General features: G+C 71.3%; 14 protein-coding genes. 8 read left to right on the top strand and 6 right to left on the bottom strand.

Going from position 1 to position 12,969, the window contains the following annotated elements:
- The 3 genes from DFJ67_RS20480 to DFJ67_RS20470 are packed head-to-tail and all read left to right on the top strand — an operon-like array spanning position 1 to position 2,906.
- Positions 1-1,200 (top strand): MFS transporter, encoded by a 1,200-nt coding sequence (locus tag DFJ67_RS20480; RefSeq protein WP_116069469.1) that lies wholly within the window; start codon positions 1-3, stop codon positions 1,198-1,200.
- A gap of 50 nt (positions 1,201-1,250) precedes the next feature.
- Complete coding sequence (locus DFJ67_RS20475) at positions 1,251-1,832, top strand: TIGR03086 family metal-binding protein (RefSeq protein WP_116069468.1); 582 nt, start codon at positions 1,251-1,253, stop codon at positions 1,830-1,832.
- Between the two features lie 9 nt (positions 1,833-1,841).
- Complete coding sequence (locus DFJ67_RS20470) at positions 1,842-2,906, top strand: zinc-dependent alcohol dehydrogenase family protein (protein WP_116069467.1); 1,065 nt, start codon at positions 1,842-1,844, stop codon at positions 2,904-2,906.
- Between the two features lie 1,891 nt (positions 2,907-4,797).
- On the opposite strand, the gene DFJ67_RS20465 is transcribed toward DFJ67_RS20470, so the two are convergent.
- The 6 genes from DFJ67_RS20465 to DFJ67_RS20440 are packed head-to-tail and all read right to left on the bottom strand — an operon-like array spanning position 4,798 to position 8,699.
- A complete protein-coding gene (locus DFJ67_RS20465; RefSeq protein WP_116069466.1) occupies positions 4,798-5,271 on the bottom strand; it encodes an SNARE-associated domain-containing protein in 474 nt (157 codons plus the stop codon).
- Positions 5,268-5,864, bottom strand: a complete 597-nt coding sequence (locus DFJ67_RS20460) for a CDP-alcohol phosphatidyltransferase family protein (protein ID WP_116069465.1) — start codon at positions 5,862-5,864, stop codon at positions 5,268-5,270. Before DFJ67_RS20460 ends, DFJ67_RS20465 begins: the two co-directional genes overlap by 4 nt.
- Entirely contained in the window at positions 5,861-6,067 is a 207-nt protein-coding gene (locus DFJ67_RS20455; RefSeq protein ID WP_116069464.1) for a hypothetical protein, read from the bottom strand. Before DFJ67_RS20455 ends, DFJ67_RS20460 begins: the two co-directional genes overlap by 4 nt.
- Complete coding sequence (locus DFJ67_RS20450) at positions 6,068-6,400, bottom strand: ArsR/SmtB family transcription factor (RefSeq protein WP_116069463.1); 333 nt, start codon at positions 6,398-6,400, stop codon at positions 6,068-6,070.
- A 56-nt stretch (positions 6,401-6,456) separates the two neighbouring features.
- Positions 6,457-7,671, bottom strand: a complete 1,215-nt coding sequence (locus tag DFJ67_RS20445) for an acyl-CoA dehydrogenase family protein (RefSeq protein ID WP_116069462.1) — start codon at positions 7,669-7,671, stop codon at positions 6,457-6,459.
- Positions 7,671-8,699, bottom strand: a complete 1,029-nt coding sequence (locus DFJ67_RS20440) for a phosphotransferase family protein (RefSeq protein ID WP_116069461.1) — start codon at positions 8,697-8,699, stop codon at positions 7,671-7,673. Before DFJ67_RS20440 ends, DFJ67_RS20445 begins: the two co-directional genes overlap by 1 nt.
- A 125-nt stretch (positions 8,700-8,824) precedes the next feature.
- Between DFJ67_RS20440 and DFJ67_RS20435 the strand changes: the two genes are divergently transcribed.
- From DFJ67_RS20435 to DFJ67_RS20415, 5 genes are all read left to right on the top strand, one after another.
- Complete coding sequence (locus DFJ67_RS20435; protein ID WP_116076459.1) at positions 8,825-9,532, top strand: ACT domain-containing protein; 708 nt, start codon at positions 8,825-8,827, stop codon at positions 9,530-9,532.
- A 45-nt stretch (positions 9,533-9,577) separates the two neighbouring features.
- Entirely contained in the window at positions 9,578-10,597 is a 1,020-nt protein-coding gene (locus tag DFJ67_RS20430) for a GNAT family N-acetyltransferase (protein ID WP_116069460.1), read from the top strand.
- 452 nt (positions 10,598-11,049) lie between these two features.
- The gene (locus DFJ67_RS20425; protein WP_116069459.1) at positions 11,050-11,550 is read left to right on the top strand and encodes a GNAT family N-acetyltransferase; all 501 of its coding nucleotides are present in this window, start codon (positions 11,050-11,052) and stop codon (positions 11,548-11,550) included.
- Positions 11,551-11,621: 71 nt separating this feature from the next.
- Positions 11,622-12,314, top strand: a complete 693-nt coding sequence (gene bioD, locus DFJ67_RS20420; protein WP_116076457.1) for a dethiobiotin synthase — start codon at positions 11,622-11,624, stop codon at positions 12,312-12,314.
- Complete coding sequence (locus tag DFJ67_RS20415) at positions 12,314-12,955, top strand: class I SAM-dependent methyltransferase (protein WP_116069458.1); 642 nt, start codon at positions 12,314-12,316, stop codon at positions 12,953-12,955. Before bioD ends, DFJ67_RS20415 begins: the two co-directional genes overlap by 1 nt.
- The last annotated feature ends 14 nt before the right edge of the window (positions 12,956-12,969 follow it).

Here is a 12,969-nt window from a genome sequence, read left to right as displayed (position 1 = left end):
GTGCCTCGGGCGCTGCGTCGCTATGGCGACCTGCTGCGCACGCCCGGGGTCCTGCGGGTCGCCGTGCCGTCGCTGGTCGGCCGCCTGCCGTTCGGCATGCTCACGCTGCTGTTCGTGCTGGTCGTCGCGGCCGGCACCGGGTCATACGGCGCCGCCGGGCTGGCGACGGCGGCCAACTCGGCGCTGACCGCGGCGTTCGGTCCGGTGCTCGGCCGGCTGGCCGACCGGGGTCGCGCGGTCGGCGTGCTGGTCTGGTGCGGGCTGGCCCAGGCCGCGCTGCTGGTCGCCCTCGTGGTGGCACTGCGGTCCGGCGCGCCGTCGTGGGCGGCCGTGGTGCTCGCTGGCCTCGCCGGCGCGGTCAACCCGCCGATCGACCCGGTCACCCGGGCGGTGCTGCCGCGGATCGCACCGGCGCACGTCCACACGGCCTACGCCTTGGACGCGATCGCGGTCGAGTTGACCTATGTGGTCGGTCCGCTGGTGGTCGGCGTGATCACCGCTGTGTTCGACGCATACGCCGCGACGGTTGTTGCCGCCGTGGTCACTTTTGTCGGTTCCGTCGGCCTCGCGACGGCGCCGGCGGTGCGCCGCGGCTGGCCCGCTCCTCCGGCCCGCCAGCGCAGGGTGAGCCCGGTCCGCTCCCCCGGGATGCTCGTCGTGCTGGCGGTCGCCGGGCTGGCCTCCGTCGCTTATGGCCTCATGGAGGTGGCGATTCCGGCCCACGCGGCGTTCGAGGGCCACGCCGACCAGGCCGGGATCCTGATCGCGGTGTGGAGCGTCGGTTCGATCGCCGGCGGCCTCTGGTACGCCGGCCGGTCGTTCCGGACCCCACCCTGGCAGCAGTACGGGATCCTGATGGTCGGCAACGTGCTCGGCTTCGGCGTGATCCTGCTACAGCAGAACCTGTGGACGCTCGGCGTGCTGCTGCTCTTCGCCGGCCTGTTCATCGCGCCCACCACCACGGTCGAGTTCACGCTGGTCGCCCAGCTGTCGCCGGACACCACCCGGACCGAGGCCTTCACCTGGGCCAACACCGCCGTCTATCTCGGCTTCGCGGCCGGCTCGGCGCTGGCCGGCACGGCGCTGTCGCCGGTGCTCGGCAAGGCCGACGGGCTGACCATCGCCGGCGCCTGCGCGGTCGGCGTGGTCGCGCTCGGCGCGGTGCTGGCCTGGACGTTCCGCGGCGCCCTGCGGGGTTGACTTGGCGCGATCCGCGCTCTTGTTCGGCGGTCCCGGCGCACAATCGGCATATGGAGCTCATCGCCGCATATCGGCGCGCCCTCAGCGGGTTCGGCGACCTGGTCGCGCAGGTCCGCCCCGACCAGTGGGCGGCGCCGACGCCCTGCGAGGCGTGGACAGTGCGGCAGTTGGTCAACCACATCGTGTACGAGGACCGCTGGACCGTACCGCTGATCAACGGCGCCAGCCTGGGCTCGGTCGGCAACCGCTTCGAGGGCGACCTGCTCGGCGACGACCCGGTGGCCGCGACCCGCGACGCGCTGGCCGAGGCGGCCGCGGCGGTGAGCGCGCCGGGCGCCCTTTCGCGCACGGTCGAGTTGTCGTTCGGGATGACACCCGCTCCGGAGTACGTGCGGCAACTGCTCGCCGACCACCTGGTGCACGGTTGGGACCTGGCCTCGGCGATCGACGCCGACCGCGACCTCGACGACGGCCTGGTCGACGAGGTGGCCGTCTGGTTCCCGGCGAACGAGGAGGGCTACCGGGCGGGCGGGGCCATCGCGGCGCGGGTCGAGGTGCCGGCGGACGCTCGTACGCAGGACCGTTTGATAGCGGCATTCGGTCGTGACCCGAGGTGGACCGGCGCGGCGTAACCTGACCGCGTGCGCGCCGTCTACTACGAGGCTTTCGGGTCGCCACCCGAGGTTCGCGAGCTGCCCGACCCGACACCGCCACCAGGTGGCGCCGTGATCAGCGTGTCGGTGACCGGCCTATGCCGCAGCGACTGGCACGGCTGGCGGGGCCACGACCCGGACATCGTCGTGCCACACGTGCCCGGCCACGAGTTCGCCGGCGTGGTCACCGCGGTCGGCACAGGTGTCGCCCGCTGGCGCCCCGGCGACCGGGTCACGGTGCCGTTCATCTGCGCCTGCGGCCACTGCCCGAGCTGCCTGGCCGGCGACCAACAGGTCTGTTCCAACCAGAGCCAGCCCGGCTTCACCCGCTGGGGCTCGTTCGCCGAACTGGTGGCGGTCGAACACGCCGACGTCAACCTGGTGCGCCTGCCCGACTCGGTCAGCGACACGGCGGCGGTCAGCCTCGGCTGCCGTTTCGGCACCGCCTTCCGCGCTGTTGTCCACCAGGGCCGGGTAGCGCCGGGCGAGTGGGTGGCGGTGCACGGCTGCGGCGGCGTCGGCCTGTCGGCGGTAATGGTGGCCGCGGCGGCCGGCGCCCGGGTCATCGCGGTCGACATCGCCCCCCGCGCTTTGGAACTGGCCGCGCTGGCCGGGGCGGCCGAGGTGCTGGACGCGTCGTCAATCCCCGGCGGCCCGGCCGAGGTGGCGGCGGCGGTCCGCGACCGCACGGACGGCGGGGCACATCTGTCGCTCGACGCCCTGGGTTCGTCGGTCACCTGCGTAACGTCAATCGAATGCCTGCGCCGCCGCGGCCGGCACATCCAGGTGGGCCTGTTGCCGGCGGTGACCGGTCGCCCAGCGCTGCCGATGGACCGGGTGATCGCCTACGAGCTGGAGCTACGCGGCAGCCACGGCCTGCCGGCACACGCGTTCCCAGAAATGCTGCGGCTGATAGAGGCAGGCAAGCTACGCCCCGACGAGCTGGTCACCGACGACCTGACCCTCGACGAGGCCCCGGCCGCCCTGATCTCAATGGTCCGCGCACCGGTCAACGGCATCCGCCTAATCCGCCCCCGCGCAGCAGGCGACTAGCGCTCGGCCGCGCCACCCTTTGCGTGGTTGGTTTGGGCGTCGCTGTTCGCGGTCGCAGCCCCTCGCGGCGGCAGATTCTCCCACTGGGATGGCTCAACGTCCATTTCTCCTCTACGGTCGAATGCGTTGCTGCGCCGGCGGCCGCGCACTTCCGGGATCGTGCGTCTAGATTTTGCATAATCGAAAGCCTTGGGCGGGGCGGATTTCTGGACTGGAATAGGGGACAATTGATGTATGCGGCAGCTCCAATTGTTCAACACGACAGAGCTGGCTGCCATGCGCGATCGCAGTGCCTCCCGCAGTTATTCGCCCGCGGGTGAGGAATTCCGCCGGGAGCATGAGCGCCATCGCGCCTGGGGCCTGACCCGACGGCACGCTGAGCGTCTGCGCCGCTTGCGCGGCGACGGCTGCGCGCCTCACACCCTGACCACGGCCGGGATGCATCCGGAGCGGCCCGGCCCTAACCCGGCTTCCCCTTCGGTCTCCGCGGGTTCAACACCGCCCGACCGGGCCGTGCGCCCGGCAGCCCGCCAGGACCCCGGTGCAAAGAGCCCTACCGATCAACTGGGGCAACGGGGAGAGGGACCGATCAGGCCGGCCGCGAGCATTCCGGCCGAGCGCACACCATCGCCACGGGCAGAAAAGGCGCCGTCGCATCCAGCACGAATTGCACCTCGGCTCCCAGCGCTTAGCGCACCGGATGCGCCAATTGGGAAGGGTGCCAAACCGCCAAGCGGCGCCGCCTCCCAAATCAGCGACAATGCATCACGGGGCCGAGTGGGAAAGGCGCATCGTCTCAAACCGGAAGCGCACCTTTGCGCCCAAGGTGCCACCATCCCGACCGCGCGAAAGAACGCCTCTACGACCCCGACTCCACAGGAAGTCCCCTGTCGCGACCCGGCGGGAACTGCACCACTGCGACGCGACGGCAAGTGCGCCACGGCAGCCGGGTGGCAAACGAGCCAGCGCGACCGAGCGGGACTGCACCCTGCCGCGAACCGGGGAACCGCACCCTGCCGCACCTACCAGCCCCTTAGGGCCGCGGCCGGTCGCCACGGTGCGCAGCGCGGCCCAGTGCGGGCGACGGTCGGGCTGGTCGCGGCGGCGGCCAGCCCCCGAGCTACTGCACGTGCCAGTCCCTGGGAAATACACCTTGCCAGCCCCTCGGAGAATCGCACTGTGGCGGCCCACCGCGGAACTGCACTATCCCCGGCCGATGGAGAGTGCGTCACCGCGGCGTGGCCGCGAGCGCACCTTCACGGTCGCCCGACGACGACGCGCTCTCCGCGGTCCAACCGCGAGCGACACCTTCGCGGCCCGCCCGACAACGACACACTCCTCCCGGCTTGGAGGCGCGCGGTGCAGTCCGCCAGACAACGTTGCGGCCTTACCGCAGTCCGGCGGCGAGCACACCTTGACGGCCCGCCCAAGAACAACCGGCATTCCGCGGCCAGGCAACGAACGCACCTTCAGAGTCCACCGGACAACGACATGCACCCACCCGGACCGGCGGGGAACGCACCCTCACGCCCGCACAACAACAAACACCCACCCGGCCGGCGGGGAACGCACCCTCACGGCCCGCACAACAACAAACACCCACCCGGACCGCAGCAAAACGCAGCCTCACGGCCCGCACAACAACAAAGACCCACCCGGACCGGCAGCAAAACGCAGCCTCACGGCCCGCACAACAACCCCCACCCACCCGGACCGGCAGCAAACAGACCCTCACGGCCCGCAAACAACAAACACCCACCCACCCGGAGCGGCGGGAACGCACCTTCGCGACTCGCCGGATAACGACGGGCGAGATCGGCCTGGCAGCGAGCGTGCAAGGCGGCGGGCCCCGATCTGTCCGAATGGCGGTTACGAGGCCAGGACCGATTGTTCAGGTCATGACCAGGGCTGGCGCCAGGGCAAGGATGACGAAGCGGACTGAGCGGCCCGCAAACGTCAGCGCCGCGAAGACTGGTAGGCGCATTGGGGTGCGGGCGGCGTAGATCGTGGTTGCGATCAAAGGTGGGATGCCCACCACCGCGCTCAGTAGGAGCATCGCCGCCGACCAGCGTGGTTCGTCCAGGCGTGCGACCAGGGCGGTCATCCGGCGGCGGAGAGCTGACGGGGGTTTCGGCGACGGAGGGCGGTCGATCAGGCGGCGGACGAAAGACCAGCGGACCAGGCCCCGGCTCGCCAGGAAGACGACCACCTTGCCGACCGTCTGGCCCGCCGCGGCTGCCAGGCCGACCAGCACCGGCACCGCGCCGGTGGTGGCTGTCACCCCGACCAGGTATGCCTCCGCCGGTAGGAACGGTTGGAATGCCGACGCGAAGCCGACCAGGGCGACCGTCAAGTAGGTGATCATCGAGATGGCGGCGGCGCGAGGCGGGCGACCGCGACCAGGGAGATGGCCTTTACCGCCGCTACCGCGACGGCGAACAGCGCCGGCCAGGCCGGGGACGGTGCCAAAAGGACCAGCACGACGAGCGCGCCCGTGTTGACTGCCTTGGCCACCGGCGACCAGTTCCACAGGTAGACCGCGCGGTGCACCTGGGCGAAGTAGTTCGGGCTCAGCAAGGGCCAGCGTAGGAACGTCAGGCTCAGGCCGCAGTCGAGGACCATGAACTGGGCCAGGAAGATGCCGATCGGCAGGGCCATCGAGGGTTCCAGGGTGACCAGCGCGGCCGCGCACAGCGACGTGCACGCCCGGTCGGCGACGATGTCGAAGACCGCGCCTACCCGCGTCTCCTGGCACAGCCAACGGGCGACCGCGCCGTCGAGGATGTCGCCCAGCCAGTAGCAGAGGTAGGCGGCGACCAGCAGCGGCCAGCTCCGCTGCACCAGTGCCGGGAGGGCCAGCGCGATCGCCGCGACGGTTCGGACCAGGGTGATCGCGTTGGGCGCGGTGAGCCACGCCGCGCGGGCCTGCGACAGGTCGGCCGCCGCGGCGGCGGTCATTCGGCGTCTTTGAGGATGCGTTCGACCTGGGCCACCCGGGCGTTGACGGCGTCGAGTTGCTCGCTGATTCCGGCGAGTTGGCGGGACGTGTCCGTCGCGGCGCCGGCGAGCACGGCCGTGCGGTGTCGCGAAGCGGCATACCAGAGGACGGCGATCGCGAGCGCACCCACGACAACGAGGAATACCGCAGCGGTGATGTCCATCTATTCAGGTCCTTTCAATGCGTCGTCGGTGAGCGAAGCGGCGGCGGCAGCCATCGCCGCCGGGGTGAGGTGCAGCGAGAACGGCGCGATCTCGTAGAACTTGAGCGCCTTGCCGTCGTCGGAGAGCTCGAGGTGCGCGGTCACCAGGCCGGCGCGCTCGAGCTTCTTGAGGTGAACCTGGAGCAGGGCGCGGCTGATGCCCAGGTCGCGGGCGAGCTGCGAGACGTAGGCCCGACCCTGCGAGAGCGCCGCCAGCACCCGAACCCGGTGCGGGCTGCCCAGGGTGGCCAGGACCCGCACGAGCTCGTCGCCGGTCAGCGAATCTTGGCTCATGCCAACTATTATTGGCACGTGCAGCCAAAGAGGTCAAGCGAGCCGACAACAGCAGCTCAGCTCAGCGACCACTTCCGCAGTTCGCGGCGGGCCAGCGAGGCGCGGTGCACCTCGTCGGGGCCGTCGGCCAGGCGCAGCGTGCGGGCCGAGGTCCACAGTGCCGCCAGTGGGGTGTCCTGGCTGACGCCGGCCGCACCATGGGCCTGGATCGCCTTGTCGATGACCCACTCGGCCATCGACGGCGTCGCGATCTTGATCGCCTGGATCTCGGTGTGTGCGCCCTTGTTGCCGACCGTGTCCATCAGCCACGCGGTCTTGAGCACCAGCAGCCGGGCCTGCTCGATCCGGACCCGCGACTCGGCGATCCAGTCGCGCACCACGCCCTGCTCCGACAGCGGCTTGCCGAACGCCGCCCGCGACGCCGTTCGCGCGCACAGCAACTCCAGGGCTCGCTCGGCCATGCCGATCAGCCGCATGCAGTGGTGAATCCGCCCCGGGCCTAGCCGCGCCTGGGCGATCCCGAAGCCGTCACCTTCCATGGCAATCAAAGAAGAAGCTGGAACGCGTACACCGTCGAATGTGATCTCCGCATGTCCGCCGTGCGAGCCGTCGGTGAAACCGAACACCGTCATGCCCCGCAGGACCGAAACACCCGGCGTGTCGCGCGGCACGAGGATCATGCTCTGCTGCTTGTGGCGTTCGGCCGACGGGTCGGTCTTGCCCATCACGATGAAGATCTCGCAGCGCGGGTCCATCGCGCCCGACGACCACCACTTGCGACCGTCGATCACATAGTCGTCGCCGTCGCGGCGGATGGTGGTCGCGATGTTGGTCGCGTCGGACGACGCCACCTCGGGCTCGGTCATGCAGAACGCCGAGCGGATCGTGCCCTCCAGCAGTGGGGACAGCCAGCGCGCCTGCTGCTCCGGCGAGCCGAACTCGGCCAGCAACTCCATGTTGCCCGTGTCGGGCGCGGCGCAGTTGAGGGCCTCGGGTGCCAGGTGCGGGCTGCGGCCCAGCAGCTCGGCCAGCGGGGCGTATTGCAGGTTGGACAGGCCGGCGCCGTGTGCCCCGGGCAGGAACAGGTTCCACAGACCGCGCCGGCGGGCCTCGGTCTTGAGATCGTCGATGATCGGCGGACGGGTCCACTTATTCGAAGCTTGTTCCATCTGGGCCGTGAACACCGGCTCGGCCGGATACACCTGTTCGATGAGGAAGTCGTTGACCGCCTCGTGCAGTTCGCCGGTGCGCTGGTCGAAGCCGAAGTCCATCAGCCCTCCACGGGTGCGAGTGCGGCGAGCCCGTGCGCGGTGAGCGGGCCGGCCATGTCGGCGAACCGCTCGAAGCCCTCGCCAACGGTCTGGCCGAGCGTGTATCGGTAGTAGATCCCTTCGGCGATCACGGCCAGCTTGAAACAGCCGAGCGCCACGTGCCAGTCGAGCGGGCCGACGTCGACGCCGCCGCTGGCCACATACCGGTCGATCAACTCGGCGCCGGTCGGGAACCCCGCGCGCGGGCCGATCCCGTCGGCCACCACACCCGCTGCACCGGCCGCGGCCGGGCCGCCGAGCACGTCCCAGTAGGTCATCAGCAGCCCGAGGTCGGTGAGCGGGTCACCCAGGGTGGCCATCTCCCAGTCGAGCACCGCGCGGATCTCGCTGCCGTCGGGTGCGACGATCAGGTTGTCGAGCCGGTAGTCGCCGTGCACGACAGCACCCTGTCCCAGGGACGAGGGGATGGTCGCAACAAGCCGGTCGCGCAACGCGTCGACGTCTGGCAACGGGCGGCTGCGCGACTTGTCGAGCTGGCCGCTCCAGCGCTTGACCTGCCGCGCGACGAAACCGTCCGGGCGGCCGAAGTCGCCGAGGCCCACGTCGTCGGGTTTGACGGCGTGCAGGGCGGCGAGCGTGTCCATCATCGCGAACGCGAGCGAACGGCGGCGGTCGGCACCGAGCGGGTCGGTCTGCGTCGTGCTGCGCATGACCGCGCCCTCGACCCGGCGCATGAGATAGAACGGCGCGCCGATCACCGAGTCGTCAGAACAGAACCGGATCGTTTCCGGCACGGGTACGGGGGTCGGCGCCAGCGCGGAGAGCACCCGGAACTCGCGGCCCATGTCGTGTGCGGTGGCCAGCACGTGGCCCAGCGGCGGCCGGCGCAGCACGAGGTCTTCGCCGCCGGCGACCACGTGATAGGTGAGGTTGGAGCGCCCGCCCGGGATCAAAGTGGCGGAAACCGGCACGCCCAGGTAGCCGGACAGACTACGCAGATCGAGCCCAGCCGGCCCCTCCTCGGTCATCTGAACAGTTGAGGGCACGCGGTTCACGGTGTCAAGCCAAGCTTGTTCCTGGCGAGACATGGCTCGGCAACAGGGACGAAATGGTCAACCGGCAGGCTGTTGCCAACGCGAGCGAGGGAGACGGGATGTTGTTACGGGTTCGGGTAACCCTTCCCGACCGGCCCGGGGCGCTCGGTCAGGTGGCGCGCACGCTAGGCGTCGCCGGTGCCGACATCGTCCAGGTGGTCGTGCTGGAACGGCTGGGTGGCCGGGCCGTCGACGACTTCACCGTCGTATGGCCGGGCAGCAACCGGCTGGAGCGGCTGCGCGCTGGGCTCGGTGCGATTCCGGGCGTGCACGTCGACGGCATCTGGCGGGCGATCGGCGCGCCCACCACCAGCGGCCACGACGCGGAGCTGCTCGGCCAACTCGCCGCCAACCCCGCCGATGGCCTGGCCACCCTGGTCGACGCCATCCCGGGGTTGCTCGCCGCGGACTGGGCGGCCGCCGCGGTCGTACCCGCCGATTGGGCGGCCCGTGCTGGTTCGGCATCGGGTTCGACCCCGGCGGTCGCCACCGCGAGTTGGCGGGCGCCGGCACCGCTGCGGCTTCCGGAGGTCACGCCACTGCGGGCGCGACCCCTCGACAGCGCCGATGGCATCAGGTACGCGGCCGCGCCGTTCGGCCGGGCCGGCCTGGTGCTGGTGGTCGCCCGTGGCGCCGGCGAGGAGTTCCCGGCCGCCGCGTTCCATATCAGCGAGGTCGACCGGATGGCGCAGTTGGTCCGCGCCGCCGCGGTGATCCTCGGCGACCGGCTCGACCTGGTCACCGCGCCGCCGGTCCCGGCGGCCTGAGCCCCACTGGCCCCAGCCGCTCTAACGATGTGAAGGAGGGACGGTATGACTCTCTGGCGGATCCGCGCGACGGTCGACGACCGTCCGGGCTTCCTATCCGTGTTGACCGCGAGCCTCGCGCTCAAGGCGGTCAACATCCTCGCTGTCCAGGTGCACACCACCGAGGTCGGCGCCGTCGACGAGTTCCTGGTCGACGCACCGCACACGATGACCGAGGCCGACCTGCGGGTGGCGGTCGAGCGGGGCCGCGGCCGCAACAGCTGGATCGCGCCGGCCGAGGCGGAGGGCCTGGCCGACCAGCCGACGCGAGCGCTCTCGCTGGCCACCCGGCTGGTCCGCGACCCCGACGCGCTCGGCGACGCGCTGCGCTCGCTGCTCGGTGCCGACGAGGTCACCTGGCGACCCGACAGCCCCACCCGGCCGGGCATGCGCGCCGACGCCATGGCGCTGCCGGACCCGACCGGCGGGCGCTACGACGTACGCCGAGCGGCTCCTGATTTCACCCCCGCCGAATATGCCCGCGCACAGGCCCTGGTCGACGTCGCGGCGGCCGCCTCGACCGACTCGGCGACCCTGCTGCTGCCGGACGGCGCCGAGATCGTGCTCCGGCCGGCGCTGCCCGACGACCTGGCGGCCCTGATGGCGATGCACGAACGCTGCTCGCCGGCCACCCGCGGGCAGCGCTACGTGAAGGTGCCGGAACCCGCTCAGCTCGCCCGGCTGCTCGACCCGGCGCGGGTCCGCACGCTGCTCGCGACCGTGCCGGGGATCACCTCCGTGGATACCGTCGTCGCCATGGCCAACCTGGTCATGGAAGGCTCACTGGCGGAGCTGGCGGTGGTCGTCGAAGACGGCTGGCAGCGCAAGGGCATCGGCACCGCGCTGGTCCGCCGGGCCTTCGCCCGGGCCGAACGGCTCGGCTGTGCGGCGGTGCTGGCGCACACGGGTGTCGACAACCCGGGCATGGAGCGCACGCTGCGGCGGCTCGGGCACACGGTGCCCACGCAGCGCGACGGAGCGGTCGCCAGCGTGACCGTGCCACTCAAGACTTCGGCGTCGACCTGACGCCGAGCAAGGCTCCGACGGAACGAGTCCTGGCAACAGGACCGGGTCGCCGGGGGTAGGGGATGGGTCCGGGTCCCTTCCCGTGGGACGGCGGGAAGGGGCCCTCATCGCGGGCGTGATGCCGGTTCGGCATCGCGCCCGCGATGTATTTACGGGCATAAAAAAAGGGGGCGGATGCGCCCACATCCGCCCCCTCGTGTCCTCCGCTGCGCGTAGTCGCGCGCGGCTCCACGGACAGCTCCGAGTTTAATGCCCGATAACACCTATGCGTCCCGGCCGAAAGGCCAAAGGCGCTGGTACCACCGTGTGGCGGCGACGGCCGGTGTGGCGGGCACGATCGCCGTACCGGACCTTGCTCCGCGCGCTGGTACCGCATGCGACAAACACCCACCGAACCCAGTCGGGCAGAAATCCGGCGCGCCATCGCCCACTCGCGGATTAGCCTTCCAAGAATGACGACGTTGACCGGCGCTATGGTGCTTCTCCGCCCGGCGACCGATGCCGACATCGCACCGCTCGCCCTGATCCGCTCGTCCCCCGAGGTCACCCACTGGTGGGGTGACGAGGAGGACTACCCCGCGGCGGTGGCCGACGACCTCGACCGCACCTACGTCGTGGAGGTCGACGGCCGCATGGTCGGCGCCGTGCAGACCTACGAGGAAGCCGACCCGATGTACCGGCACGCCGGCATGGACATCTACCTCGACCCGCATGCGCACAACAAGGGCATCGGCACCGACGCGATCCGCACGATGGCCAAGCACCTGTTCCACACGGTCGGCCACCACCGGCTGGTGATCGACCCGGCGGCGGCCAACGCGGCCGCGATCAGCGCCTACGAGCGGGTCGGTTTCCGCCGGGTCGGTGTGCTGCGCCGCTACGAGCGCGGCCCCGACGGCACGTTCCACGACGGCCTACTGCTCGACCTCCTCCCCGAAGACCTGATCGACTAGGTGAACGACTTTGACCGGGCCCGGCCGGTTGTGGTGGAGTTCCCGCCGTGAGCGACGCGTGGACCGGGCCGATCGTGGTCACCGGCACCGACGCCGGGGTCGGCAAGACCATCGCGACCGCGGCGATCGCCGTCGCGGCCCAGGCCGCCGGGCTGCGGGTGGCGGTGGTCAAGCCCGCACAGACCGGCGAACCCTCCGACGTGGACATTGTCCGGCTGCTCGCGGCCCCGGAGACGGTTCGCAACCTGGCGGCCTACCCGGAACCCCTGTCGCCGCTGACCGCCGCGCGGATCGCCGACGTCGAGCCGCTCGAGCTCTACACCGTCGTCGACGCCGTCCGCGCTGAGGTCGACAAGCACGACGTGGTCCTGATCGAGGGCGCCGGCGGCCTGCTCGTGCCGATGGGCCTGCGCCCGTCGGGTGAGGCGTGGACGATGGCCGACCTGGCGGTGTCGCTGGGCGCGCCGGCCGTGGTGGTGGCCCGCGCCGGCCGCGGCACGCTCAACCACATCGCGCTCACCCTGGAAGCGCTGGCCCGGCGGGCGGTGTCGGCCGGCGTGGTGCTCGGCGCCTGGCCGGCCGAGCCGGAACTGGTGCACTGGTCCAACCTGACCGACCTGGTCGACAACCTGGTCGGCGTGCTGCCCGACGGCGCCGGTGCGATGGAGCCCGGCGTGTTCGGCCGCTCGGCGCCGGGCTGGCTGACCCCCTCTCTCTACGGCGTGCTCGACGACTGGCGGGCCTGGGCGGAAGACATCAACTGATGACCGACCTCATCGACGCGTTCGTCAAGCTGCACGCCCGGCTGGAGCCGGTGCCGCTGACGCCAGAGATCTCGCTGCACCAGGCCGACGAGCCGATCGGGCTCTGGGAGCTGACCGAGGGCGAGTTCCGCAGCGAGCAGCCACCGCCGTTCTGGGCGTTCGCCTGGGCGGGCGGGCAGGCGCTGGCCCGCTACGTGCTCGACAACCCGTCGGTGGTGGCCGGCCGCCGGGTGCTCGACGTGGCCTGCGGCTCGGGCCTGGTGGCGATCGCCGCGGCCCGCGCGGGCGCGGCCTCGGTGCGCGCGGTCGACATCGACCCGCTGGCGATCGCCGCGGTCGGTGCCAACGCGACCGCCAACGGCGTCACGGTGACGGCCGAGCGGGCCGACATCCTCGACGGCGAGGCCGACGCCGACGTCGTCCTGGCCGGCGACGTGTTCTACAGCGAGCAGTTCGCGAAGCGGATGTTCGCGTTCCTGCGCCGGGCCCGCAAGGCCGGTGCCGACGCCTACGCCGGTGACCCGGGCCGCGCGTTCCGCCCCGGCGGCGCGGGCACGCAGGTGGCGGCCTACGACGTACCCACGACAATGGCTCTGGAAAGCATGACCGTGAAACGCACTTCGGTGTGGCGGCTGCCGTAGGGCACGATGGGCGG

It is taken from the genome of Asanoa ferruginea (assembly GCF_003387075.1).
In the GTDB taxonomy this organism is placed as follows: Bacteria; Actinomycetota; Actinomycetes; order Mycobacteriales; family Micromonosporaceae; genus Asanoa; species Asanoa ferruginea.
This window is presented reverse-complemented; position numbering and strand designations above follow the sequence as displayed.